We start from the raw sequence: 24,829 nt of genomic DNA, 5'->3' as shown, positions 1-24,829 counted from the left end.
GGGTGGGCGGTCCCGGATCCCCTCCCCTCCGGGAGGAGAAAGAGGTCAGGGGCTCCGGTACCCCGACAGGTCCAGGAACACGGTCTCGTCCGCGCCCTGGAGGCGGATGTCGAAGGTCAGCCCCCGCGCGTCGCGACGGGCGACGAGGGTCGACCGGCGCTCCTCGGGCAGGGACGACAACAGCGGGTCGGCGGCCAGCGCCACCGCGTCGTCGGGCAGGTAGGCCCGGGTGAACAACCGGTCCATCAGGCCCCGGGCGAACACGGTGACGGCGAAGAACGCCGCCCCGCCCGGTTCGGTCGGCCCCGGCTCCAGGGTGGAGAACGCGTAGCGGCCGTCGAGGCCGGTGGAGGCCCGACCGAACCCGGTGAACGTCCACCCGTCGCGGCGCAGCGACCCCGGCTCGCGGGGGACCGTGCCGTCGGGCCGCGCCTGCCAGATCTCCACCAGCGCGTCCTGGAGGCCGGCGCCGGTGCCGTCCAGGACCCGCCCGCCGAACCGCACCGCGCCGACCGAACCCGGGGGCACGAGGTCGCGGTCGCCGTCATAGGGCAGTCCGTAGTGGAAGAACGGTCCGACCGTCTGTCCCGGGGTCGCTCTCACGCCTCGTCTCCTTCGTTCTCCATGAGGGTGCCGCGGGAACCGCCCAGGACGATGTCCCACCGGTACCCGGTCGCCCACTCGTGGGTGGTCAGGTCGTGGTCGTAGGACGCCACGAGCAGTTCCCGGTCGGCCGGATCGGTGATCGATCGCAGGATCGGGTCCAGGGCGGACAACGGGTCGCCCGGGAAGTACATCTGGGTGACCAGCCGATGCGCGAACTCCGTCCCGAACAGGGAGAAGTGGATGTGGGCCGGGCGCCAGGCGTTGTGGTGGTTGCGCCACGGGTAGGGGCCCGGCTTGATCGTCTGGAACCGGTAGTACCCGTCGTCGTCGGTCAGGCACCGACCCGCGCCGGTGAAGTTCGGGTCCAGCGGGGCCGGGTGACGGTCGCGTTCGTGCACGTAACGGCCACCGGCGTTGGCCTGCCAGACCTCCACCAGCTGGCGGCGCACCGGGCGGCCCTCGGCGTCGGTGACCCGGCCGGCGATGATCATGCGCTCGCCGATCGGTTCGCCCGCGCCGCCGATGGTCAGGTCCGCCTCCAGCGGGTCCACGTCGCGGTCCCCGAAGCAGGGGGCCTCGCGTTCGATGGTCTCGGGGTCGGTGTGGTGCAGGTCCTTGGTGGGGTGGCGCAGGACGCTGCTGCGGTACGGGGGGTAGTCGAGGGCGGGCTGGGGGCGGCCCCCGCCGTCGGCGCGGTGGGCGGCCTCGATGGCGGCGATCCGCGCGCTGATCGCCTCCTGGGGCTCCAGGTCGGGAGCCGGAACCGGGGTGCTGTTCATGGCGGGAGCGTACGGCGGGGGCCGGGGGTGGCGCGGGTCTCCTTTCCGCTCAGCGGAACATTCGATGGAGATCGGTGGGAGAATGGTCCCCATGGCGGGGAACACCGGAACACCCGGGGCGACCGTGGCGGGCCGGGTGATGGCCGTGCTGGGAGCCTTCGACGAACACCATCGACGGCTGTCGTTGTCGGACATCGCCCGACGCGCGGACCTGCCGGTCCCCACCGTGCACCGGCTCGTCGGCGAACTCGTCCGGCACGGCGCCCTGGCCCGTGAGGGCGGTTCCTACGTGGTGGGGCGGCGCCTGTGGGACATCGGTCTGCTCGCCCCGGTCCAGACGACGTTGCGCGACGCCGCCTCCCCCTTCCTGCACGACGTCTACGCCACCACCCTGGCCACCGTGCACCTGGCCGTGCGCGACGGCGACGAGGCGCTCTACCTGGAGCGGATGGCGGGGCGGGCGTCGGTGCCGGTGGTCAGCAGCGTCGGCTCCACACTGCCGCTGCACTCCACCGGGGTCGGCAAGGTGCTCCTCGCCCACGCCCCCGAGGAGGTGCGCTCGCGCGTGCTCGGGTCGCTGCGGCGGGTCACCCCGTACACGATCACCCGGCCGGGGATCCTGCTGCGGCAGTTGGAGCGGGTCCGCCGCGACGGGTACGCCACCACCGTGGAGGAGATGACCCTGGGGGCCTGTTCGGTGGCCGTGCCGGTGCGGCGGGGGGAGGAGGTCGTCGCGGCGATCGCGGTCGTGGTCCCCACCCTCAAACGCGACCGGGGACGGCTGGTCACGGCCCTCCAGGTCGCCGCGCAGGGCATCTCGCGAAGACTGTGACCCCTGTTCTTCCGCTCAGTGGAAGACCCGGTTCCGTGATCGGCGACCCGACGGGGTCCAATGGCGGGCATGACCCAGATCACCACCACCGACGTGGCCATCATCGGCGCCGGCCCCGCCGGGATGCTGCTGTCCCACCTGCTCGCCGCCCAGGGCGTCGAGTCCGTCGTCATCGAGGCCCGATCCGAGGCCTACGTCGCCTCCCGCATCCGCGCCGGGGTGCTGGAGCACTCCACCGTCGACCTGTTGCGCTCGGTCGGACTCGCCGACCGGCTCGAAGCCGAGGGCGAGGAGCACCGCGGCATCCACCTCCAGTGGCCGGGGGAGCGGCACCACATCGACTTCGTGGACCTCACCGGCCGCAGCGTGTGGGTCTACGGCCAGACCGAACTCCAGAAGGACCTCATCGCCGCCCGCGCCGCCGCCGGGCAGCGGATCCACTACGAGGCCTCCGACGTCACGCCGCACGACCCGCGCACCGCGTCCCCCTCGGTCACCTTCACCGACTCCGACGGGCGCGCCCACCGGGTGCGGGCCCGCGCCGTCGCCGGATGCGACGGCTCCTTCGGCCCCAGTCGCGCTGCGATCCCCGCCGAGGTCGTGAACACGTGGGAGCGGGTCCACCCCTACTCGTGGCTGGGCGTCCTGGCCGACGTGGCGCCCTCCACCGACGAGCTCATCTACGCCTGGCACCCCGACGGGTTCGCCATGCACTCCATGCGGTCGGCCACCGTCAGCCGCCTCTACCTCCAGGTCCCCAACGGCACCTCCGTCGACGAGTGGAGCGATGACCGGATCTGGGAGGCGCTGGCCGACCGGCTCGGGCACGGACAGGACGGCTGGACGCTCACCCCCGGGCCCATCACGGACAAGGGCGTCCTGCCGATGCGCTCCCACGTGCGCACGCCGATGCGCGACGGCCGACTCTTCCTGGCCGGGGACGCCGCGCACATCGTTCCGCCCACCGGCGCCAAGGGCCTGAACCTGGCCGTCGCCGACGTGGGCCTGCTCGCCCCCGCCCTGGTCGACCTGGTGCGCCGTGGTGACGAGCGGCTCGCCGACGCCTACTCCGACACGGCGCTGCGCCGTGTCTGGCGGTGCACCCACTTCTCCTGGTGGATGACCACCATGCTGCACACGGGGGAGGACCCCTTCGACGCGCGGTTGCAGTTGTCCCAGCTGCGCTGGGTGACCACCAGCGAGGCGGGCGCCACCGGTCTGGCCGAGAACTACGCGGGTCTGCCCATCGGGTTCTGAGGCGGCCCGGCGCCGTTCGCCCGAGGCGGACGGTCGCGCGGGCCGCCCCTGGGAGGGGTCGGTGGTGTCGTGCGGTGTTCGTGTCCGGGCGGGGTCGTGGTCCGGGGTGTCGGTTCCGTGGCGGCGCGGGACGCGCGACCGCTCCCCGCCGAGGGGACCGGATCGGTCCCGCTCGCGGGGAGCGGTCCGGCCGTGCCGCGGCGTCGTGCGGGCCCTCGCGTTCCGTTGTCGGGGGAGACGACGGGCCCGGGGAGGCGACCGGGTCGGTCGCGATGGCGGGCCGGAGCCGCCGACGTGCTCTCGTGCGTGGCCGCCGACGCCGCTCACGGGCGGCGGATCACCGCCCTCGGTGGGGCCCGGTTCGAGCGGGCGGTCACCTCGGGGAGGTGGGGCGCGGAGATGTGCTTCGGATCGTCGGCCGGGAACGGCCGCGGGGCACGCGTCAGTTCTGCGGCCCGGGCGCCGGGAGCGCGGTTCCGCTCTCTCCCACCTTCTCGCGCAAGTGCTCCAGGGTCCCCTTCAGCAACCGGGAGATGTGCATCTGGGAGCAGCCGAGACGATCGGCGATCTCGGCCTGGGTGTGGTCGCCGAAGAACCGTAGGTGGAGGATGGTGCGTTCGCGTTCGTTCAGGTCGTCCAGCGCCGGCTTGAGCGTCTCCCGCTGGATGACGTGCTCGAACCCCTTGTCGACCCGGCCCAGGTGATCCTGGAGCTGCGGCCCCGTGTCGTCGTCGCCCTCGGTCGAGTCCGGCATGTCCAGGGACAGGCACCGGTAGGCCTCCGACGCCTGGACGACGTCCCCGGTCTCCCGCTCGGACATGCCCATCCTCTCGGCCAGCTCCGCCAGGGACGGCGTGCGGGCCTGGTGCTGCTGGAACTCCCCGATGATCCGCCGCATCCTGATCCGGTTCTCCTGGTGCTGTCGGGGTACGCGCACGGCCCAGGTGCGGTCGCGGAAGTGACGTTTGATCTCTCCGGTGACGGTGGGGCGCATGTAGGCGATGAAGGGCTTGCCCCGGCCCGGGTCGAAGCCGCGCACGGCCTTGACCAGGCCGACCATGGCCGTCTGCTTGAGGTCTTCGAGCGGTTCGCCCTTGCCGCTGTAGTCGCGGGCGATCCTGTTCACCAGCGGTTGGTAGAGGATCACGACGCGCTCGCGCAGGTCGTGGGCTCGCGGGTCGTCCTGGTTCAGGTCATGGAGGCGGGTGAGGAGGTCTTCGGCGGAGCTCTCGATGGTCGGGGTGTGGTCGGCGGGCCTGCGGGGGTGGGGGATCAGGCCCTTTTCGGCGGCGGTGTGCGTTGATGTGTCTTGAGTGGCAGACGGGAACAAAGGAAACCCCCTGTGCTCGGTCCTGGGTGCCCCTGCCCCTGCCACGGGGGCAGGACGTCGGATGGTGTCGCACCCCATCCACCTGAGGGAACGTCCGCTCCCGATGTGGGTGGGATGAACCGGCACTCCCACCATGCCCGTCTCAATGCTCTTCATGCCCATGAATCCGCTTTTCCGGTCACGTGGAAGTTTTTCCGCTCCCCGATGGGGAGCCGAAATTCAGCGCGCTCATACCCTCTGGCCTGGATGGGGAACGCAAAAACGGCTTCGCGGCGGACCCCGAAAAAGAGGGAAGCGAAGATCAAGTTTTTGATGACCAGGGCGGGCTGCCGGGAGAATTTGAGATGGAATTCACTCGGTATTCGGCGGGGAAGGCACTTCTGCACACGTGGTCTCGGATTTGAGCCCGTGGCGGCGCCGGGCCCCGATCCGAGCATCGAGACGTCCTGTTCTTCGAGAGTCATGTCATTGATAGTCACTGTTCAGGGGTAGTCTGGGTGTCAGGTCCCCCTGGCGGCGAAAAATATTTTCCCCGTTTCCCGCATAAATATTCTGTGATCGGTTAGAGGAATGTTGTGAGTGAGCGAACTGAGCCGATCGAAATGTCCGAGAGCCGCAAGGGCGAAGCCACGATGTCCGATACCGCGGGTACGGTCGAGAAAGTCATGGGCAAGGCCATCGGAAAACGCAGGATGCGGGACGAGGGTAACGCAGGAAAAGTGGCCCACGCGGGGGATGGAACGCGCGAATACCTGACCCCGAAGCACAAGAAATTTTGACCCCCTACAGGGGATAGAGGGTCGAGGGCGCACCGGTGACCCGATCATGGGGATTTCCGTCGCGTCGAGCCGTCGCCGGGGCCTTGGTCCTCGGCAGGACGTGGGACAGGGCACCGGTGCGTCCTTTCCCGAAGAACATCGCACCCTCGGGCGGGCCGGTCCCGACCACCGGGGCCCGAGGTCGGGGAGGACGCCGTCCGGGGGCGGCGGGTGGCCGGGGGGTCGTGCTCGTGCCCCGGGGATCGTTCGGACACAATGCCCTCATGGGTGAAAGCGACGCCACCACGTCCCTGCTCTGGTCCGCGATGGGCGGTCCGCCCGACCTCGTGGAGGGGGTGTCCTACCGGGGTGCCGGGCCGGTGCTGCCCGCACGGCTGCCGGTGCGGGAACTCGCCCGCGCGACCGTCGGTGTCTGCTCGCTGGCCGCCGCCGAACTGCTGTCCGTGCGCACCGGCGACCCCGTGCGACCGGTGGAGGTGGACGAGGGCGCGGTCGCGACCGCGTTCGTCAGTGAGCGCCACCTGCGTGTGGACGGGCGCCCCATGGTGCCCTTCGCGCCCCTGTCCGGGTTCTGGCGCACCGCGGACGGGTGGGTGCGCACCCACGCCAACTACCCCCACCACCGGGAACGGCTGCTGGCCGCCCTGGGTCTGGCCCGGGGCACCGACGCCGACGGCCTGGGCCGGGAACTGGCCGGACGGTCGGCGCGTCAGGTGCAGGAGACGGTCTACGCCGCCGGAGGACTCGCGGTGGCCGTGGCCGACCACCCCGACCCGACCCGGCCGCCGCTCGTGGAGTCCCGCGTCATGGGCGGGATCGGAAAGGACCTTCCCGGGCCGGCCGACCTGCCCGCGTCGGGGGTACGGGTGCTCGACCTGACCCGGGTCATCGCCGGCCCGGTGGCCACCCGCACGCTCGCCCTGCTGGGCGCGGACGTACTGCGGGTGGACACACCGCGCTCGCCCGAGGACCGGGACACCCACATCGACACCGCGCACGGCAAGCGCTCCACCCTGCTGGACCTGGACACGACCGAGGACCGGGCGAGGTTCGAGGACCTGCTGGCCGCGGCCGACGTCGTGATCACCGGCTACCGTCCCGGGGCCCTGGACCGGTACGGCCTGTCCCCCGAGGACCTGGCCGAACGCCGCCCCGGGCTGATCACGGCCGGGCTGTGCGCCTGGGGCTGGTCGGGCCCCCGGTCCGGCCGGCGCGGGTTCGACAGCCTCGTGCAGGCCGGGGTCGGGATCGCCGCCGTGGAGGCGGGCGAGGACGGAGCGCCCGGCGCGCTGCCCGCCCAGGCACTGGACCACGGGACCGGTTACGCGCTGGCCGCGGCCGTGCTGCGCGCCCTCGCCGACCGGGCCGCCGACGGCCGCGGCCGTGACCTGCGCCTGTCGCTGGCGGGGGCGGCCGGTCTGCTGCTGCACGGCATCGAACCGACCCCCGCGCCGGAGGGCGCCCACGACCCGGAACGCTGGCTCACCACGACCGATTCGCCGTACGGGGGACTGCGGTACGCCCGCTCGCCGCTCGGTTACGCCGGCGCTCCGACCGACTGGGCCGCCCCGCCCACCCTGTGGGGCGGCGACCGGCCCGTCTGGCGCTGACCGGGGGACCCGTTCTCGCCCGTGCCGTGCGCCCGTCCGAGGCGGTTCCGGCCGGGCCGGTGGACACCCGCGGGGCCCATGGAACCCGGCGGCCCGGGCCCGGAGGTCCGTGGACGCACCCGTTCGCCCCGTTCGGTCCGGTCCCGTCGGTGGCGAGGGGTAATCTTCCGATGCCGAACATCGAGGAGTCCCCGTGCCCCCGCTGCACCCCGAGCTTTCCCGTGCCCGCTTCCTGCCCACGCCGCCCGTCCGCAGGGGCACGGCGGGGCTTCTGCGCTGGCTCACCTCGAAGATGCGACCCGGACCCGCACCCGAGGACATGCGCGTCGAGCACCGCACCGTGCCCGGTCCGCAAGGGGCGCCGCCCGTCGAGGTGTGGATCCACCGGCCGAAGGCGGTGGAGGGGACCGCGCCCGCACTGCTGTGGATGCACGGCGGCGGCCATGTCATGGGCCACCCCGCGCAGGACGAGAGGGGCAACATCGCGTTCGCACGCGACCTGGGCATCACCGTGGTCGCCGTCCGCTACCGGCTGGCCCCCCGGCACCCGGCACCGGCCGGGCTGGAGGACGCCTACGCAGCCCTGAACTGGATCGTCGACAACGCCGCCGACCTGGACGTCGACCCCGGGCGGATCGCGATCGGCGGAGCGAGCGCCGGTGCCGGCCTGGCCGCCGGGCTGGCGCTGATGTGCCGGGACCGGGGCGGTCCCGCACCGGCGTTCCAGCTGCTCGTCTACCCCATGCTCGATGACCGCACCGCTCTGCGCACCGACGTCGACACGACGGGCATGCGCCTGTGGTCGCCCGCGAGCAACCGGTTCGCCTGGGGCGCCTACCTGGGCCGCCCCGTCGGTTCGGAGGGGATCTCCCCGTACGCGGCGCCGGCGCGGCACGAGGATCTCACCGGGCTGCCCCCGGCGTGGATCGGGGTCGGCACCAACGACCTGTTCCACGACGAGGACGTCGCCTACGCGCGCCGTCTGGAGGAGGCCGGGGTGCCGTGCGCGCTCACGATCGTTCCGGGGGCCTTCCACGGTTTCGAGGTGCAGTTCGCGAGTACCGAGGTGGTCCGGGCCTTCCGTCGGGAGCAGACGGAGGCGTTGCGCGCCGCGCTGTTCCCCCAGGGCTGAGTGGGGCGCGCCGCTCGGCGGTCGTTCCGAGGGCGGCGGCGGGTGGCACGGGTCCTCCCCGGCGGTGGGTGATGGAGCCGGCGTCGCCCGGCGCGCCCACCGCGATGGCCCTCGGGGCGAGGCCCCGGTTCACGGACGCCTTCGAGGCCGGCCGACCACCGACCCCGGTGGCGCTCCGACAGGGGGACCGGACGGTGGTCGCGCATGACCGGGGGCGCGTCCGTCGTGTCCTGCGCGCCGTCCCCTCGGGGCGTGCGGTCCGCGTCCGGATCCGACGGGGTGCGCCGCCCGCCGGGTCGGGGCCTTCCGCGTGTGCGCGATGCCTCCTGCGCCCCCGTCCCCGGACGCCCGGCCCGGGGTTCTCCGCGTGCGCGTGATGTTCGCCCGCCGACTCCTCGCGGGACCGTCCGACCGTTCCCCCGGCGACCTCGGCGCATCGCCGCCCCGGACTCCCCGCGCGGGTGCGCGCCCACGAGCGACCGCTCCCGAGGTGGGCGGGGGCGCACCGCGGGGAAGTGCCCACGAGACGGTTCCGTCGGTCCCTTCCGGGGGGACGGCGGACGCTCCGGGTGTCCCGGCGCCGGGGCGATCTTGACGGGCGCCCGCTCGCACGGTTACGGTCTTCCTGATTGTTCGCCTTGAGAACAATCGTTCGCTATACGAACGAAAGGTCCTTCATGATCGCGCCACTGGACGAGGCGATCGCCGAACTCGTCCACGACGGCGACACGGTCGCCTTGGAGGGGTTCACCCACCTCATCCCGGTCGAGGCAGGACACGAGATCATCCGCCGGGGGCTGCGCGACCTCACCCTGGTCCGGATGACCCCCGACATCGTCTACGACCGGATGATCGGCGCCGGCTGCGCCCGCAAGCTCGTCTTCTCCTGGGGCGGAAACCCCGGGGTCGGCTCCCTCCACCGGTTCCGCGACGCCGTCTCCGCCGGCTGGCCCGCCCCCCTGGAGATCGAGGAGCACAGCCACGCCGGAATGGCCAACCGCTACCTCGCGGGAGCCTCCGGGCTGCCCTTCGCGATCCTGCGCGGTTACAGCGGCACCGACCTGGTGACGCACAACCCCCACGTCAAGACCGTCACCTGCCCCTTCACCGGGCAGGAGGTGGCCGCCGTCCCCGCCCTCAACCCCGACGTGACGATCATCCACGCCCAGCGCGCCGACCGCGCCGGCAACGTCCAGCTGTGGGGGATCATCGGCATCCAGAAGGAGGCCGCCCTGGCCGCCGACCGGGTCCTGGTCACCGTCGAGGAGATCGTCGACACCCTCGAACCCGTCCCCGGTCAGGTCGTCCTCCCGAGCCGGGTCGTCGACCGCGTCAGCGTCGTCCCCGGCGGCGCCGCCCCCTCCTACGCGCACGGCTACTACGAGCGCGACAACGACGCCTACAAGGCCTGGGACGCCATCGGCCGCGACCGTGAAGCCTTCACCCGCTGGCTGGCCGACCTGACCCCCGCCGCCACCGCCACCTCCGGGGAGACCCTGTGACCGCCGCGACCTGGACCTCCGACGAGATCATGACCGTGGCCGCGGCCCGCGCCCTCGGCGATGGCATGTCCTGTTTCGTCGGTATCGGCCTGCCCAGCACCGCCGCCAACCTGGCCCGCCGCACCCACGCCCCCGACCTGTGGATGATCTACGAGTCCGGAACCCTGGGCACGGTCCCCGCCCACCTGCCGCTGTCCATCGGCGACGGGGTGCTGGCCGAGAGCGCCGACGCCGTGGTCTCGGTGCCCGAGGTGTTCAACCTCTGGCTCCAGGCCGGGCGCATCGACGTCGGTTTCCTGGGCGCCGCCCAGATCGACCGGTACGCCAACATCAACACCACCGTCATCGGCGACTACGCCGACCCCAAGGTGCGCCTGCCCGGGGCGGGCGGCGCCCCCGAGATCGCCGCCTCCTGCGTCGAGGTCGTCGTGATCGTCCGCCAGAGCACACGGGCGTTCGTCGACCGGGTCGACTTCGTCACCTCCGTCGGTCACGGCTCCGGCCCCGGCGACCGCGAACGCCTGGGCCTGCGCGGGAAGGGCCCCACCCGGGTGATCACCGACCTGGGCGTCCTGGAACCCGACCCCGACAGCCGCGAACTCGTCCTCACCGGGGTGCACCCCGGAGTGACCGTCGAGGAGGTCCGCGCCGCCACCGGCTGGGACCTGAGGGTCGCGGCCGACCCGGTGGTCACCCCCGTGCCCACCGACACCGAGCTGACGGTCCTGCGCTCCCTGACCGGCGCGGCCTGACCTCCCGCCGCCCTCGACGTACGCCCGCGGCGCGGCCCCCGGACCGCGCCGCAGGGCGTCGCCGGGCGGCGGCGCCCCCCACACCAGGACCAGGAGACCCGATGACCGACGTCCACATCCTCGACGCGGTGCGCACCCCCTTCGGCCGCTACGGCGGCGCCCTGTCCGGGGTGCGCCCCGACGACCTCGCCGCCCACGTCGTCGGCGCCCTCCTCGAACGCACCCCCGCTCTGGCCGGGGAGGCCGTCGACGAGGTCGTCCTCGGCAACGCCAACGGCGCCGGCGAGGAGAACCGCAACGTCGCCCGCATGGCCGCACTGCTGGCCGGCCTGCCCACCTCCGTCCCCGGCGTCACCGTCAACCGCCTGTGCGGATCGGGGATGGAGGCCGCGATCCAGGCCGCCCGCGCCGTCCAGACCGGCGACGCCCGTCTGACCGTCGCCGGGGGAGTGGAGTCGATGAGCCGCGCCCCCTGGGTGCTGCCCAAACCCGCCAAGGGCTTCCCCGTCGGCGACGCCGCCCTGCACTCGACCACCCTGGGCTGGCGCATGGTCAACCCGCGCATGCCCGAACGGTGGACCGTGTCCCTGGGCGAGTCCACCGAGGGACTGGCCGAACGGCACGGCATCGACCGCGCCGACCAGGACGCCTTCGCCCTGGCCAGCCACACCAAGGCCGCCCTGGCCTGGGAGAAGGGCGTGTTCGACGACGAGATCGTCCAGGTGCCCGGCGCCGTGCTGGACCGTGACGAGTGCATCCGCGCGACCTCCGCCGAGAAACTCGCCGCGCTCAAGCCCGCCTTCCGCGAGGACGGCACCGTCACCGCGGGCAACGCCTCGCCCCTCAACGACGGCGCCGCCGCCCTGCTCATCGGCGACACCTCCGGCGCCGAGGCCCTGGGCGTGCGACCGCTGGCCCGCATCGCCGGCCGTGGTGCGGCCGGGGTCGACCCCGACGTGTTCGGCATCGGCCCCGTCCGCGCCGCCGAGATCGCCCTGGACCGCGCGGGCATCGGCTGGGACGACCTGTCCGTCGTGGAGCTCAACGAGGCCTTCGCCGCCCAGGCCCTGGCCTGCGTTCGATCCTGGAAGGACCTGGACCCCGCCATCGTCAACCCCCACGGCGGGGCCATCGCCATCGGTCACCCCCTGGGGGCCTCCGGTGCCCGCGTCCTGGGCTCGCTCGCCCACGAACTGCGCCGTCGCGGCGGCGGCTGGGGCCTGGCGGCCCTGTGCATCGGCGTCGGGCAGGGCCTGGCCGTCGTCCTGCACGCCGACTGATCACCCGGGGGACGGCCCCGCCCGATCCGTCGATCACCCGCAGGCCCGCACCCCTGACGACACCCCGTCGGAGCACGGCCGTGGGCGGTCGCACGTCCACACCGACGGGTGCGGCCCGCCGCCACCCGCACGGTCACGGTGCCCGCCACGGGCGAGATCCCGGGCGAGATCGGCGTCCGCGCCGGTGCGCCGGACGTTGGATCCGGTCCGCCGACCGGAACGCGAGCGGCTGCGCCGCCGTGCGGCTCGGGACGCGCCGGGGGCCGGGCCCCGGCGCGGACGGCGTTGCCGGGGTGCCGGGGCCCGCCCGCGCCGGGTGGCGGCGCGCACGCCCCTCGGCGCGTGCGCCGGATCCGCTCAGCGGGCCGCGATCCGCCTCAGGTCGGGCAGGCCGGTGGCCGCCTCCGGCTCGTAGACGTCCGCCAGAGCGGTGAACAGCAGGGCCACCCCCAGGGCGCCGGGGTCGGGGACCCCCATGGCGCGCTCCCCCACGTAGCTGGCGCGCCCGCGCCTGGGGGCGAGGTCCGCCGTGCCCGCGGCGCCCCGCGCCGCCGCCTCGGCGGCGGCGGTGAAGGGGGCGTCCGCCCCGTCCCGGGCGGCTGCGCCGAGGGCGTCGGCGGCGGGCGCGAGCGCGTCCACCAGGGTGCTGTCACCGACCTCGGCGCCGCCCACCCGCTGGACGGCGGCCAGCCCGGCCGAGGCCGCCTCGGCGGCCGACCCCGCGTCGGGCGCACCGTCGTCCGGCCAGGACACCGTCGAGAGCCGCTGGAAGAGGAGCCCGAAGAGCGGGCCGCTGGTGCCGCCCACGTCGTCGAGGAACGCCCGGGCCAGCGCCTCCATGCCGCCGCCCCGGGCACCGTTCCGAGACACGGCCCTGCGCACGCCGCCGAGGAGGTTGTCCCCGAAGTCGCCGTCGCCGACGAGCTGGTCGAGCGCGGTGAGGTCGTCGCGGAACCCCGAGACGGCCTCCGAGAAGCGGTCCAGGACGGCCCCGCCGGACGGTGCGGCGGGGCCGTCCTGCTCCGGTTCCGCCGCCGTTCGCACGACGGCCGCGCCCGCGCTGTCCGCCGCCAGGGTGCGGGAGGGGAGCACGAGGGGGGTGCCGGCGGGCGCCGTCCACAACCCGACCCACTCCGGTTCCATCCGGGTGAGGGTGAGGGAGAACCCGGCCATGTCCAGCGCCGCGGTGAAGGTCCCGGGAACGATCGCCAGCGGCTCGGCGCCGCGCGCCGTCAGCGCGTCGTGCAGCAGCGAGCCGATGGCGTGCAGCTCCAGGCCGGTGGTGGCGCCCAGGCCGTTGACGACGGCCAACACCCGTTCACGCCCGGCGGGCAGCGCCGCGAGCAGGTCGTCGGTCATCCGCTCCACCAGCTCGTCGACGGGCAGGCGCCCGATGGTGCCGGTGCCGCGCTCGCCGTGGATCCCCACCCCGTACTCCAGGGTCCCCGGGTCCAGGGCGAAGGCCGGTTCCCCGGTCGCCGGGGAGGTCTGCGCCCGGGCGGCGACCGCCAGGCTGCGCGACCGCGCCACGATCCTCCCGCCCAGCTCCGCGAGTTCGTCGAGCCCGGCGCCCTGGTCGGCGCGGGCGCCGAGCAGCTTCTCCAGGACGACGGTCGCGGCGGTCCCGCGGCGGCCGGTGGCGGTGCCGTCGGTGGCCAGGTCGTCGTCGACCAGGACGGTGGCGACGGGGACTCCGTCGTGGCGCAGGCGTTCCGCGGCGATCCCGAAGTTGATGACGTCGCCGGTGTAGTTCTTGACGATGAGCAGCACGCCGCCGTCCTTGGCCACGGCCGTGCAGGCCGCGTGGATCTGCCGGTTGTGCGGGGAGGCGAAGACCTCGCCGGGGCAGACGGCGTCCAGACCGCCGGGGCCGAGCAGACCCGTGTGCAGCGGTTCGTGTCCGGAGCCGCCGCCCGAGACCAGGGCGACGGTGCGGCCGGGCGCGCTGGAGCGCGTGCGCAGGAAGAGCGGGTCGCGGTGGACCTCGACGAGGCCGGGGTGGGCCAGGGCGAGACCGCGCGCGGCGGTCGCGACCGGGTCGGCGGACGGCAGGAAGTGGGTCATCGTCGGTACTCCGTTCGAAGGTGTGCGGTGGCGGGTCGTCGGCGGCCGACCCCGGGCCGACGCGCGGGGAGGCGCGGCCCGTGGTGTCGCGGTCGAGAGGGGAACCCCTCGGCGTCGTGCGTGCTGTGGCGGGCGGCGGTCCGCCCGCACCGGCCCCCATCCTGCGCGATCCGGGCCCCGATCTCCACAGGGCCCGCCCCGCGCACGCCCTTTCCCGCCGGTACGCTCGCGCCCCGGCGGTGAGCCGGGAACGGCGGATGCCAACGGCACGGGGCCCGGAGCGATTCCGGGTGCCGGGGGTGACCTTCCGCATCGGCGCCCCGGCGCGTGGACACCGCCGCACCGTGTTCGCCGCTTGTAGGGTCCGAGGGGTACGGACGGATCGCGCCACGGCCCGCCGGGCGGCGATCCGTCGAAGGTGTTCGGATTCTCGGTCCAGGAGCGGACGACCATGGGCACTACGGCTCAGATCGGTGTCACCGGCCTCGCGGTCATGGGACGCAACCTCGCACGCAACTTCGCGCGCAACGGCTACACGGTGGCCGTGCACAACCGGACGGTGGCGCGCACCCGCGCCCTGATCGAGGAGTTCGGCGGCGAAGGGGACTTCGTCGCGGCGGAGACGGCCGAGGAGTTCGTGGCGGCCCTGGAACGGCCGCGGCGCCTCGTCGTCATGGTCAAGGCGGGGGAGCCCACCGACGCGGTCATCGCCGAGTTCGCTCCGCTGCTGGAGCCCGGCGACATGATCGTCGACGGTGGCAACGCGCACTTCGCCGACACCCGGCGCCGCGAACGCGAACTGCGCGAGCGGGGAGTCCACTTCGTCGGCACGGGGGTCTCGGGCGGCGAGGAGGGCGCGCTGCACGGGCCGAGCATCATGCCCGGCGGATCCGCGGAATCGTACGAGTCGCTGGGGCCGATGCTGGAACGGATCTCCGCGAAGGCCGACGACGGCGCCCCCTGCGTCACCCACGTCGGCCCCGACGGCGCCGGCCACTTCGTGAAGATGGTGCACAACGGCATCGAGTACGCCGACATGCAGCTCATCGGCGAGGCCTACCAGCTGCTGCGCGACGTCGCCGGGTACACCCCGGCCCGGATCGCCGACGTGTTCCGGCGCTGGAACACCGGGCGCCTGGACTCCTACCTCATCGAGATCACCGCCGAGGTGCTGTCCCACGTGGACGCCGCGACCGGGAAGCCGTTCGTGGACGTGGTGCTGGACCGGGCCGAGCAGAAGGGCACCGGCCGCTGGACGGTGCAGATCGCCCTCGACCTGGGCGTCCCCGTGTCGGGCATCGCCGAGGCCGTGTTCGCCCGGTCGCTGTCGGGGCACGCCGACCTGCGCTCCGCGGCCCGGGGCCTGCCGGGGCCGACGCCCCGGACGTTGCCGGAGGCGGAGGCCGCCGCCTTCGCGGACAGGGTGGAACAGGCCCTGTACGCCTCCAAGATCGTGTCGTACACACAGGGCTTCCACCAGATCGCCGCCGCGAGCGCGGAGTACGACTGGGGTGTCGACGCGGGCGCGGTGGCCCGTATCTGGCGTGGCGGCTGCATCATCCGGGCCGCCTTCCTGGATCGGATCACCGCCGCCTACGAGGCCGACCCCGGCCTGGTCTCCCTGCTGTCGGACCGGGACTTCGCGGACGAGATCGGCGCGGCCCAGGACGACTGGCGGGCGGTGCTGGCCGCCGCCACGACACAGGGCGTGCCGACTCCGGGGTTCGCCGCGGCGCTGGCGTACTACGACGGGCTGCGCACCGACCGGTCGCCCGCCGCGCTCATCCAGGGCCAGCGGGACTACTTCGGCGCGCACACCTACCGCCGCACCGATGGGGAGGGGACGTTCCACACCCTCTGGGGCGGGGACCGCTCCGAGGTCGAGGCCTGACCGTGAGGACGCGCGACCGGGCGGGCGACCGTGACCTCAGGGGAGCCTGGTCCGGAAGCCCCGCCCCAGTCGTGTCCGTCCGACCGGCCAACGAACCGCCCCGGCCGGGCCTCGGCGGCCGGGCGGCGGTCACGAGCACGGGGTGGGAATCGCCCGTGTCGTGCACGACCCGGGCGCGTTCCGCGGAAGAGGATGGCCGTATCGCCGAGGCGTCGGCTCTCCCGGACGGCCGATGCGGCGGCACCACCCGATCCGTCGCTGTGAAACGGAGAGCCCATGACGGCCGCCAGGGCCCTGCTCGCCTCCACGCTCGCCTTCGCCCTCGCCTCCGCGCTCGTCTCCACCGCGTGGGGCGTCGCCCCCGCGGCGGCGGAGGACGCGCCCTCGCCCACGTACCGGCACAACACCTTCGAACGCCTGCCCGCGGGTAGCGTCTACTCCCTGGAGGAGTGGGAGAAGGACGGGTGGTCCGCCGCCCGCGGCGTGGGCCTGGACGAGCACACCGTCATCGACGACTCGGTACCCGCCCGTGGAGGCGAGAAGTCGCTGCGCGTGTTCTACCCCGCGGGGAAGATCGGCCCGCGGGAATCCGGCGCTCTGGCACGGTTCCGGCTCGCCCCCGGGCGTGAGTACCACCTGTCCTTCTGGGCCCGCTTCAGCGAGGACTTCAGCTGGGGGACCACCTCGTTCGGCGGAAAACTGGGGTTCGGACTGACCGGGGGCAGGGGCTGCTCGGGCGGGCAGGTCTGCGACGGCGAGAACGGTTACAGCTCACGCGTGGTCTGGGGCCGCGACGGCCGGGCGGCGCTGTACTACTACCACATGGACAAGAAGGGTGAATACGGCGACCGACTGCCCCTGCGCGCCGACGGTGACGACATCCACCACCCCCGGGGCGAGTGGGTGCACATCGCACAGCGGCTCCGGGTCAACACGGTGGCCGACGGCCGAGCCGTTCCCGACGGGGAGATCGAGGCCTTCTACAACGGAGAGTCCGCCGCGCTGGTCACCGGACTGCGTCTGGTGACCAACGACGACCTGGTGGACGGCGCCCCCCTCTCCACCTTCTTCGGCGGTTCCACCGAGGGGTTCGCCCCGGCCAACGACGGCTACATCTGGTACGACGACCTGAAGGTGTCCACCTCGCGCGCCGACATCTGCGAACTCGGCGGCTGCCTGTGACGACTTCCGGGCGGGCGTGACGCGCGGCATCCGACGCGCCGGCTATCGGAGGCGTCGGTGGGTAGGCGCCGGGCATGGTCTTCGTTTCGCTTCTGGGTCTGTTGATCGTGGTGTCGGCGGTCTGTGACGCCGCCGCCACCGTGCTCCATCCGGACGCCGAGGGGCTGGTGGCCGGTCGGGTCCGCAAGGTGGTGTGGCGCTCCGTGGCCGTGGCGGGCGCGCGCTTGCCCCGGGTGGAGAGACGGGTGCTCGGCCTGGCCGGGCCGCTGATCGTGGCCTCGACCTTCCTGGCCTGGATCACCCTGCTCATCCTCGGCCTGGCCTTGGCCGTGTGGCCGATGTTGGAGGAGGGCTTCGAGATCCAGACCGACATGGGTCCCGCCGGCTTCGCCGACGCCCTCTACTTCGCGGGCGGCACGATCACCGTCCTGGGCTACGGCGACCTCACCCCGCTCACGGTCTCCGGACAGGCGGTCTCGCTGGTGGGCGCGGCGGTCGGGTTCACCCTGTTCACCGGGATGGCGACCTACGCCATCGAGGTCATCGGCGGTGTGTCCACGCGCAACCGGTTCGCGCTCTCGGTCCACGACGACACACGCGACCGGGGCGGCGTCACCATGTTCGCGGAGCACCTGTCCGACGGCGGCGCCTCCGACACCCGCACGCGGTGCCGGGACTGGGCGGCGGTCCTGCGCGAGGTGGACGAGCTGGTGCACCGGTACCCGCTGGTGGCGTTCACCTACCGGTCCCGTCGCGACGAGTACGACCCCGAGCCCGCGCTGCGCCACATGGCCGAGGTGACGGTGGCCGTGCTCGTGGCGAGCGGTCGCGAGCCCTCGCTGCGCACGTCGGCCCAGGCGCTGGACCTGGCGCTGACCCGCTTGCAACGGACGATCGCCGACACCTACCTGACCGATGAGGTCGTCCGCCGTCTGCGGGATCCCCGGCCGGACGACCACGACCGCCGGGCGGTGGAGGAGGTGGAGCGCGTGCTCGCGGCCGGCCTCGACGACGCCGGCGGCGCGCCCGTGGAGGGCGGACGGGAGGAGGTGGCCGAGACGGTCCACCGCTGCCGGGTCTTCCTGGACGGCCTGCACGCGTGGGCGCGCTCCGAGGCACCCCCGTACGAGTGGGACGCGCGTTGACGGTGACCCGGCCGGGCGGTCGCGAGACGTCGCGCTCGCCGGGCCGGGGCGTGCCCGCCCCGTCCGGTGCGTCGATCACGGCCGTGCGCGGCCGACGGCGCTCCTCGCCGTCGCGTTCGGGGGCGCCGCCGCGGGTGGACGCGGTGCCCCGGGCGGGGTGGCTTCGACCTCAGGGTCGCGCCTGCTCCGGCAGGGTGAGGATCTCCGCTCCGTCGTCGGTGATGGCGATCGTGTGCTCGCTGTGCGCCGTCCGGCAGCCCGTCGCGCTCCGGAGCGTCCACCCGTCGGCGTCGGTGACGAGTTCGGCGGTGTCCGCCATGACCCACGGCTCCAGCGCCAGCAGCAGCCCCGGGCGCAGTCTGTACCCGCGGCCGGGCCGTCCGGTGTTGGCGACGTGCGGGTCTTGGTGCATCGTCGATCCGATGCCATGGCCTCCGAACTCGGTGTTGATCGGGTACCCCGCCTCGGTGAGGACCGTGCCGATGGCGTGGGAGATATCGCCGACGCGGGCCCCGGGTTCGGCGGCGGCGATCCCCGCGGCCAGCGCCCGCTCGGTCGCGCTGATCATCGCGACGCTCTCCGCAGGCCTGGAGTCGCCCACGATGAAGCTGATGGCGGAGTCCGCGGCGATCCCGCCCTGGGAAACGGCGAGGTCGAGGGTCAGCAGATCGCCGTCGGCGAGCGTGTAGTCGTACGGCCGTCCGTGGAGCACGGCGTCGTTGACGGCCGTGCAGATGTAGTGGCCGAAGGGGCCGCGTCCGAAGGACGGCGCGTAGTCGACGTAGCAGGACCGCGCACCGGCCTCGATGATCATGGCCTTGGCCCACCGGTCGATGTCCAGGAGGTTCGTGCCGACCGTGCCACGTCTCCTCAGCGTTTCGAGGATGTCGGCGACCAGGGCGCCCGCCTCCTTCGCTCGGGCCAGTTTGGCGGGGTTCAGGATCTCGATCATGCGAAGCCTTACTCGTGCGACCAATAACTATACCGTCCATACTATCCCGTTGTCGGAGTCGGTGCCCTGGTCCGGCCGCCGTTCGCTCCCGTGGGGGCGCGCCCGGACCACGCCTCGGCGCCCTCCCGCGTCGGCCCCGGGGCGGCGACCGCCGTGGGCCGCGCACGTCCTGGACCACGGAGGCGCGCGGGGAGTCGACGATCACGGACTCCCGTCGTCGGGCGCCTCTACGATGGGCGGTATCCGCTCGAAGGAGGGTCCACCGATGACGTTCGCCGACCTCCACCGCCCCGGCCACCCGTTCGTGCTGCCCAACGCGTGGGACCTCGCCTCGGCCGGCCTGCTCGCCCGACAGGACTTCCCCGCGATCGGGACCACGAGTCTGGGGGTCGCCGCCGCGCACGGCCTGGTCGACGGCTCCCGCGCCGCGCGGGAGGCCACGGCCCGCCTCGCCCACGACATCACCGCCGCGCGGCTGGGCCGCTACGTGACCGTGGACATCGAGGACGGGTTCTCCGACGATCCGGCCGCCGTCGCCGAGTTCGTCGCCGGCCTGGGGGTCGACGGGGTGAACATCGAGGACAGCACGCGCGGCGAACTCATCGCCCCGGATCTGGCCGCCCGGAAGATCGTCGCGATCAAGACCGCCGCCCCGACCGTGTTCGTCAACGCCCGCACCGACGTCCACTGGCTCGGCGGCAGCGACCTCCACGCCGCGCTCGACCGACTGTCGGCCTACGCCGACGCCGGCGCGGACGGCGTGTTCCTGCCCGGCACCGCCGACCCGGGGGTCATCGAGACCGTCGCCCTCGGGATCGCCCGGCCCCTCAACGTCCTCGCCACCCCGGCCCTCACCCGCCGTCGGCTCGGGAACCTGGGGGTCGCCCGCATCAGCACGGGCTCCCTGCTGTACCGGTCCGCCCTCGAACGGGCCCTCGACACCGCCCTGGCCGTCCGCGACGGGAGCCCGTTCCCCCCGGCGATCCCCTACGGCGAGGTCCAGGACCTCGCCGAGTGACCGCTCGCCCCGGGGACACGGCCCCGGCTCGGGACCGCGCCCCGGGGGAGTGACCTACTCCCCGCCGTGGGGGGACCGCGGCGGGTCGGTGCCGTCGGTGACCTGGGGCTCGCCGGTGGCGCTCTCGGAGAGCCACTCGTCCCAGCTCAGCTGCCAGTAACCCCAGCCGTTGTACCACTCCTTGACGCGGTCGGTACCGGTGGTCTCCACGATGTCGCCGGTCAGTGTGTTCTCGAAGAACCACTCGGCGTCGTCCAACCGCATGTTGGTGCACCCGTTGGAGGTGTTGGCGCTGCCGATGTTGCCGTTGTAGGACGCCTCGTGGAAGAACTCGCCGCTGTTGGAGGTGCGGATCGCGTACCTCACCTCGGTGCTGTACCCGTCGCGTCCCGCGGGCAGGTCCACGGTGTCGGAGTCCATGAGCAGTGTCTCGTGCCGCTCCATGAGCACGTGGACGCCGCTGCTGGTGGTGGAGAAGTTCGAGGTCCCGTCGCCGTTGCTCACCGGGATGGTGCGCACCTCCTCCCCGTCGATCGTCACGACGGCCTCGTGGTCGGGCACGTTCATGTCGACCAACAGCTCGCGGCCGACCTCGAACCGCAGGTGGCGGTCCTGCACGCCGTAGATGCCGTCGGAGGCCTCCACCCCGGCCAGCCGCAGTTCGACGGCCACCTCCTGGTAGGGCTCCCAGCGCTCCTCCGTGCGGAAGGCGGCCGTCTTGTCGTCGAGCCACCGCCACGAGCCGGCCACGCCCTGCTCGGAGACGACCTTCATGGAGTTCTCCACGGCGGCCTTGTTCGTGACCGGCAGGTCGAATCCGACGACGATCGGCATGCCCACGCCCACGGTGTCGCCGGAGGTCGGGTAGTTGTAGGCCACCTCCAGGCGCTGCCCCGGCACCGCCGCCTCGGTGGTGAACTCGTGGACCAGCTCGCTGGTGCCGCCCGCTCCGTCCTCGGCGGTGGCCGTCACCGTGACCTGCGCGCCCGGCGCCAGGTTCCAGTCACTGGTCCACTCGGTGCCCTCCTCGTTGAGGGTCCCGGTCATCTCGAAGGGGGAGACGTCCTCCTCGGCCTGGTCGGGCACCACCTGGGCGACCACGACCTCGGAGATCGCGCCGTCCTCCGTACTCACCGTGATCGGTGTGTTGGGCGCGACGGCCTCGGTCCCGTTCTCCGGGGTGATGGTGAGCACCGCGGCATCGGTGTCGGGCACCGGCTCACCGGCCGGTCCGTCGCCTCCCCCGGAGGTGCAGGCGGTCGCCGCGAGTGCCAGTACCACCAGTCCGATGCCGTATCGGCGCGGCGCCGATCGGGGGAGCGTGCCCATCACGTCGGGTTCCTCATTTCGTCCGGAACGCCTTGTTCCTCTGGTTTTTATGACTCCCATCGTTGGAGAAGGGTTCGCGCGTTCCACGCATCAATGGACATATTTCGCCGATCGGACGGGCGTTTCCGGGCCTCACGGCGGGAACGGGCAGGGGTACGGAGGGGGTGGGCCATGCCGACGCGGATCACAGGGGAGATGACGGCCTGGGAGGTCGACGTGCCGGGGCCGATCGAGGGCGGTCCCCTGCGGCGGGTGCGCCGCCCCGTGCCCTCGCCCGGCCCCGGGGAACTCCTGGTGAGAGTGCTCGCCTGCGGGGTGTGCCGGACCGACCTGCACGTCGTCGAGGGCGATCTCCCCGTCCACCGGCCGCGGGTGGTGCCCGGGCACGAGGTCGTCGGCGAGGTCGTGGCGGTGGGGGAGGGCGTCACCGGGCCCGCGGTGGGGGCCGCGGTCGGGGTGGCCTGGTTGCGGCACACCTGCGGCCGCTGCCGGTTCTGCGTGCGCGGCGACGAGAACCTGTGCCCCGGATCCCGCTACACCGGCTGGGACGCCGACGGCGGTTACGCCGAGTACACCGTGGCCCCCGCCGCCCACGTCCATGCCCTGCCCACCGGCTACGAGCACCGCGACCTCGCCCCGCTGCTGTGCGCGGGCATCATCGGGTACCGCGCCCTGCGGCGGGCCTCCCTGCCGGAGGGCGGCAGGCTCGGCGTGTACGGGTTCGGCGGCAGCGCCCACCTGGCCGCGCAGGTCGCCCTGGCCCGGGGCGCCCGGGTCCATGTGCTCACGCGGGGCGAACGGGCCCGACGACTGGCGCTGGAACTGGGAGCGGCCTCCGCCCGAGGAGCGCGCGAGGCCCCTCCCGAACCCCTGGACGCCGCGATCCTCTTCGCGCCCGTCGGTGACCTGGTCCCGGTGGCGTTGGCCGCCCTGGACCGGGGCGGGGTGCTGTCGGTGGCGGGCATCCACCTCAGCGACGTCCCGCCGCTGAACCACCGCGATCACCTGTTCCAGGAGCGCGAGCTGCGCAGCGTCACCTCCAACACCCGCACCGACGCCCGCGCCTTCCTGGCGATCGCCGAGACGGTCCGGTTGGCGGTGACCACCACCGTGTACCCGTTGGAGGAGGCGCCGCGGGCGCTGGAGGATCTCAAGGCGGGCCGCTTCGCGGGTGCCGCCGTCCTGGTCCCCGGCGCCTGAGACGTCGGTCCGCCCCGTGGGACCGGCGCCTTCCCCGACGAATCTCGGCTGCTCCGACCTGGGCCGAGGCCGCTTCCGCCGCCAAGGCCGGGATTGGACGTCGGGACCGGGGGTAGGCGGGAGGTCACCATCGACACCGACGACCTCGGGAGGTTCTCATGTCGGCCACCATCGCGGCCGTCCTTTTCGGTCTGGCCCTGCTGTTCGAGCTGATCGGCTTCGGTATCGCCGGGCTCCTGACCCCCACCACGCTGGCCCTCGCCGGGCTGATCTTCCTCGCCCTGCACCTGGCCGGCTACGGTTCCGCCACCGGCGGACGCCGCTCCTGGCGGGGCGCTCGCCGTTGACCGCCGGCCCGGCCGCCGACACGGGCGGCCGGGCCGTGGGGCGTCGGTCTCCCCGACGCTAGGAGGTCGGGCCCGCTTCGGGGTCGAGCATCCCCCGCATCTCCTCGATCTCCGCCTCCTGGGCGTCCACGATCTCCTGGGCCAGCTCGCGGGCCTCGGCGTCGACCCCGTCGGCGATCTCGGCCTCGGCCATCGCCACCGCGCCCTCGTGGTGCTCGATCATGTACTCCAGGAACAGCCGGTCGAACTCCTCGCCCTCGGCCGACTCCAGTTCGTCCATCTGCTCCTCGGAGAGCATGCCCTCCATCATGTTCCCGTGGTCCATGTCCATGTGCGGCCCGGACTCGTCCATGTGCGGCCCGGACTCGACGCCCCAGGACTCCAACATCCCGTTCATCCGCTCGATCTCGGGCCCCTGGGCGTCGCGGATCCGTTCGGCCAGTTCGGCGACCTCGTCGCCGGCGCGGGTCTCGGCCAGGTCGGCCATGACGACCGCCTGCTCGTGGTGCGGGATCATCATCCGCGCGAAGCGCACGTCGGCGTCGTTGAACTCCGCCGTGCTCTGTTCGGCGGTGGGCGTCTCGGACGTCTCGGACGTCTCCGGTGCCTCCGAGGCACCGCAGGCGGTCAGGGCGAAGGCGGTGATCAGGGTGGCCGCGGTGCCGGTCAGGGCACGCTCGAAGAAGGTCATGTCGACCTCAATCCTCTCGATACGGGTGCTTTCCGTGGGCGGTGAGAGGCGGACACCACGGGCTCGAACGATCCCCGGTGTCCGCGTGGACCCTATATACGGAGCACCTGGAGCTCGGAGAGGCAGGGCCGGTTCCCGGCCCTCACCGAGGGCGGGTCGCCGCGACGCAGGACGGGCACCGCTACCGCCGGAGCGGGTTCGGGCCAGGACGCGAACGCCGTGACGTAGAGCCCGGACAGCGGGAGTCCGGGACCCTTCATCGCCGGACACACCGACGAGGGGTCCAGTTCCGGGAGGGCCCCCGAGGTGGTCTCGGCGGTGTGGGCGACCGGTTCCAGGGTCGCGCCGGAGACCGCGTGTCCGCCGCCCGCGTGCGCGGCCGAGGCGTCCTCGCCGTGGGCGGCGTGGCCGAGCGTGTGCATTGTCCCGAAACCCAGCAGCAGCACCGTGAGCAGGAGCGCCCGTATCCACGGAGGCATGCCCGGGATGGGGCGTCGCTGCGTCGTCACGGTCACGACGCCAGTCTATGTTCCTCAACGGGGTAGGGGTATCCGGGGTCGTTGCTCCGTCGTGCCGCTCCGTTCGGGAAGATCCGCTCGTCGTTCCCGCAGGTGACGGCCGGGATCCGGGCCTCGATCACCGTTCCCCTTACCTGCGGGGTAATCGACGTCCTTCCCTCCGCCCGGGATGCTCGGTGATGTCAACGACACCACCCGGAAGGGAACCATCATGACCTCCCGTACCGCCTCCGCCGGCATCGACACCGTCCGCCCGCTCCGTCTCGTCCTGGGCGTCGACGCCGCCGCCTGCCTCGCCTCCGGGGCTCTGCTCACCGTCGCCTCCCCGTGGTTGACCGACCTCCTGGGCCTCCCCCTCGCCCTGTCGGTCACGGCCGGGATCCTCCTGCTGGTCTTCGGCGCCTGGCTCGCCTCGATGGCCGGTGGTCGGGGCCCGACCCGACCGGGCGTGCGGACCGTCATCGCGGTCAACGCCGTGTGGGTCGTGGCGAGCCTGGCCCTGGCGGCGGGTCTCCTCATCGACCCCACCGGGCTCGGCGTGGCCTTCCTCGTCGCCCAGGCGGTCGCCGTCGCCGTGTTGACCGTCCTGGAGGCCGTGGCCCTGCGCCGGGCCGACCTGTCCTGAGCCTCCGT

24 protein-coding genes are annotated in these 24,829 nt (G+C 73.3%); 15 read left to right on the top strand and 9 right to left on the bottom strand.

Annotated features, from left to right (window positions below; all coding sequences use genetic code 11):
* Positions 1–45: 45 nt before the first annotated feature.
* The gene (gene pcaG / locus RM479_RS08520) at positions 46–603 is read right to left on the bottom strand and encodes a protocatechuate 3,4-dioxygenase subunit alpha (RefSeq protein ID WP_311511174.1); all 558 of its coding nucleotides are present in this window, start codon (positions 601–603) and stop codon (positions 46–48) included.
* Positions 600–1,385, bottom strand: a complete 786-nt coding sequence (gene pcaH / locus RM479_RS08515) for a protocatechuate 3,4-dioxygenase subunit beta (RefSeq protein ID WP_311511173.1) — start codon at positions 1,383–1,385, stop codon at positions 600–602. The genes pcaG and pcaH overlap by 4 nt, the downstream gene beginning before the upstream one ends.
* A 91-nt stretch (positions 1,386–1,476) precedes the next feature.
* On the opposite strand from pcaH, the gene RM479_RS08510 reads away from it, so the two are divergent.
* Positions 1,477–2,217 (top strand): IclR family transcriptional regulator, encoded by a 741-nt coding sequence (locus RM479_RS08510; RefSeq protein WP_311511172.1) that lies wholly within the window; start codon positions 1,477–1,479, stop codon positions 2,215–2,217.
* Between the two features lie 69 nt (positions 2,218–2,286).
* A complete protein-coding gene (locus RM479_RS08505) occupies positions 2,287–3,474 on the top strand; it encodes a 4-hydroxybenzoate 3-monooxygenase (protein ID WP_311511171.1) in 1,188 nt (395 codons plus the stop codon).
* A 442-nt stretch (positions 3,475–3,916) separates the two neighbouring features.
* Here RM479_RS08505 and RM479_RS08500 read toward each other — a convergent pair whose 3' ends face one another.
* Positions 3,917–4,804, bottom strand: coding sequence for a SigB/SigF/SigG family RNA polymerase sigma factor (locus RM479_RS08500; protein WP_397221657.1), 888 nt, complete (start codon positions 4,802–4,804; stop codon positions 3,917–3,919).
* 152 nt (positions 4,805–4,956) lie between these two features.
* The gene (locus RM479_RS08495; RefSeq protein ID WP_311511170.1) at positions 4,957–5,268 is read right to left on the bottom strand and encodes a hypothetical protein; all 312 of its coding nucleotides are present in this window, start codon (positions 5,266–5,268) and stop codon (positions 4,957–4,959) included.
* 111 nt (positions 5,269–5,379) lie between these two features.
* Here RM479_RS08495 and RM479_RS08490 point away from each other — a divergent pair, with 111 nt between their 5' ends.
* The 6 genes from RM479_RS08490 (at position 5,380) to RM479_RS08465 (ending at position 11,859) form a co-directional block, all read left to right on the top strand.
* On the top strand, positions 5,380–5,583 hold the full coding sequence (locus RM479_RS08490; RefSeq protein ID WP_311511169.1) for a hypothetical protein: 204 nt from the start codon (positions 5,380–5,382) through the stop codon (positions 5,581–5,583).
* 263 nt (positions 5,584–5,846) lie between these two features.
* Complete coding sequence (locus tag RM479_RS08485) at positions 5,847–7,193, top strand: CoA transferase (protein WP_311511168.1); 1,347 nt, start codon at positions 5,847–5,849, stop codon at positions 7,191–7,193.
* Positions 7,194–7,386: 193 nt separating this feature from the next.
* Positions 7,387–8,325 carry an alpha/beta hydrolase gene (locus tag RM479_RS08480; protein ID WP_311511167.1) on the top strand — a complete coding sequence of 313 codons (939 nt, stop codon included), beginning with the start codon at positions 7,387–7,389 and terminating at the stop codon, positions 8,323–8,325.
* Positions 8,326–9,002: 677 nt separating this feature from the next.
* Positions 9,003–9,827: a CoA transferase subunit A gene (locus RM479_RS08475; protein WP_311511166.1), complete on the top strand. Its 825-nt coding sequence runs from the start codon at positions 9,003–9,005 to the stop codon at positions 9,825–9,827.
* A complete protein-coding gene (locus RM479_RS08470; protein WP_311511165.1) occupies positions 9,824–10,579 on the top strand; it encodes a CoA-transferase subunit beta in 756 nt (251 codons plus the stop codon). The genes RM479_RS08475 and RM479_RS08470 overlap by 4 nt, the downstream gene beginning before the upstream one ends.
* 101 nt (positions 10,580–10,680) lie before the next feature.
* Positions 10,681–11,859: a thiolase family protein gene (locus tag RM479_RS08465; protein ID WP_311511164.1), complete on the top strand. Its 1,179-nt coding sequence runs from the start codon at positions 10,681–10,683 to the stop codon at positions 11,857–11,859.
* A 357-nt stretch (positions 11,860–12,216) separates the two neighbouring features.
* On the opposite strand, the gene RM479_RS08460 is transcribed toward RM479_RS08465, so the two are convergent.
* Complete coding sequence (locus RM479_RS08460; protein WP_311511163.1) at positions 12,217–13,923, bottom strand: dihydroxyacetone kinase subunit DhaK; 1,707 nt, start codon at positions 13,921–13,923, stop codon at positions 12,217–12,219.
* A 451-nt stretch (positions 13,924–14,374) separates the two neighbouring features.
* Here RM479_RS08460 and gndA point away from each other — a divergent pair, with 451 nt between their 5' ends.
* The 3 genes from gndA (at position 14,375) to RM479_RS08445 (ending at position 18,141) form a co-directional block, all read left to right on the top strand.
* A complete protein-coding gene (gndA, locus tag RM479_RS08455; protein ID WP_311511162.1) occupies positions 14,375–15,814 on the top strand; it encodes an NADP-dependent phosphogluconate dehydrogenase in 1,440 nt (479 codons plus the stop codon).
* 276 nt (positions 15,815–16,090) lie between these two features.
* On the top strand, positions 16,091–16,996 hold the full coding sequence (locus RM479_RS08450; RefSeq protein WP_311511161.1) for a polysaccharide lyase: 906 nt from the start codon (positions 16,091–16,093) through the stop codon (positions 16,994–16,996).
* Between the two features lie 74 nt (positions 16,997–17,070).
* Positions 17,071–18,141, top strand: a complete 1,071-nt coding sequence (locus tag RM479_RS08445; protein WP_311511160.1) for a potassium channel family protein — start codon at positions 17,071–17,073, stop codon at positions 18,139–18,141.
* A gap of 169 nt (positions 18,142–18,310) precedes the next feature.
* On the opposite strand, the gene map is transcribed toward RM479_RS08445, so the two are convergent.
* Positions 18,311–19,093: a type I methionyl aminopeptidase gene (gene map, locus RM479_RS08440; protein WP_311511159.1), complete on the bottom strand. Its 783-nt coding sequence runs from the start codon at positions 19,091–19,093 to the stop codon at positions 18,311–18,313.
* Between the two features lie 265 nt (positions 19,094–19,358).
* Between map and RM479_RS08435 the strand changes: the two genes are divergently transcribed.
* The gene (locus RM479_RS08435) at positions 19,359–20,111 is read left to right on the top strand and encodes an isocitrate lyase/PEP mutase family protein (RefSeq protein ID WP_311511158.1); all 753 of its coding nucleotides are present in this window, start codon (positions 19,359–19,361) and stop codon (positions 20,109–20,111) included.
* A 54-nt stretch (positions 20,112–20,165) separates the two neighbouring features.
* Here RM479_RS08435 and RM479_RS08430 read toward each other — a convergent pair whose 3' ends face one another.
* On the bottom strand, positions 20,166–21,440 hold the full coding sequence (locus RM479_RS08430) for a L,D-transpeptidase (protein WP_311511157.1): 1,275 nt from the start codon (positions 21,438–21,440) through the stop codon (positions 20,166–20,168).
* Positions 21,441–21,611: 171 nt separating this feature from the next.
* On the opposite strand from RM479_RS08430, the gene RM479_RS08425 reads away from it, so the two are divergent.
* Together RM479_RS08425 and RM479_RS08420 are read left to right on the top strand one after the other, a co-directional pair.
* On the top strand, positions 21,612–22,640 hold the full coding sequence (locus RM479_RS08425) for a zinc-binding alcohol dehydrogenase family protein (protein WP_311511156.1): 1,029 nt from the start codon (positions 21,612–21,614) through the stop codon (positions 22,638–22,640).
* Between the two features lie 158 nt (positions 22,641–22,798).
* Entirely contained in the window at positions 22,799–22,987 is a 189-nt protein-coding gene (locus RM479_RS08420; RefSeq protein WP_274812337.1) for a hypothetical protein, read from the top strand.
* 58 nt (positions 22,988–23,045) lie between these two features.
* Here the strand turns inward: RM479_RS08420 and RM479_RS08415 are convergent, their stop codons facing one another.
* Both RM479_RS08415 and RM479_RS08410 read right to left on the bottom strand, forming a co-directional pair.
* Complete coding sequence (locus RM479_RS08415) at positions 23,046–23,678, bottom strand: DUF305 domain-containing protein (protein ID WP_311511155.1); 633 nt, start codon at positions 23,676–23,678, stop codon at positions 23,046–23,048.
* A 92-nt stretch (positions 23,679–23,770) separates the two neighbouring features.
* Positions 23,771–24,193 carry a hypothetical protein gene (locus RM479_RS08410; protein ID WP_311511154.1) on the bottom strand — a complete coding sequence of 141 codons (423 nt, stop codon included), beginning with the start codon at positions 24,191–24,193 and terminating at the stop codon, positions 23,771–23,773.
* Between the two features lie 214 nt (positions 24,194–24,407).
* Between RM479_RS08410 and RM479_RS08405 the strand changes: the two genes are divergently transcribed.
* Positions 24,408–24,821, top strand: a complete 414-nt coding sequence (locus tag RM479_RS08405) for a hypothetical protein (RefSeq protein WP_311511153.1) — start codon at positions 24,408–24,410, stop codon at positions 24,819–24,821.
* The last annotated feature ends 8 nt before the right edge of the window (positions 24,822–24,829 follow it).

The sequence above is a fragment of the Nocardiopsis lambiniae genome (assembly GCF_031845465.1).
Lineage (GTDB): Bacteria > Actinomycetota > Actinomycetes > Streptosporangiales > Streptosporangiaceae > Nocardiopsis > Nocardiopsis lambiniae.
Note: the sequence above shows the minus strand (reverse complement) of the source record. Positions and strands in the feature narration are given on the sequence as shown.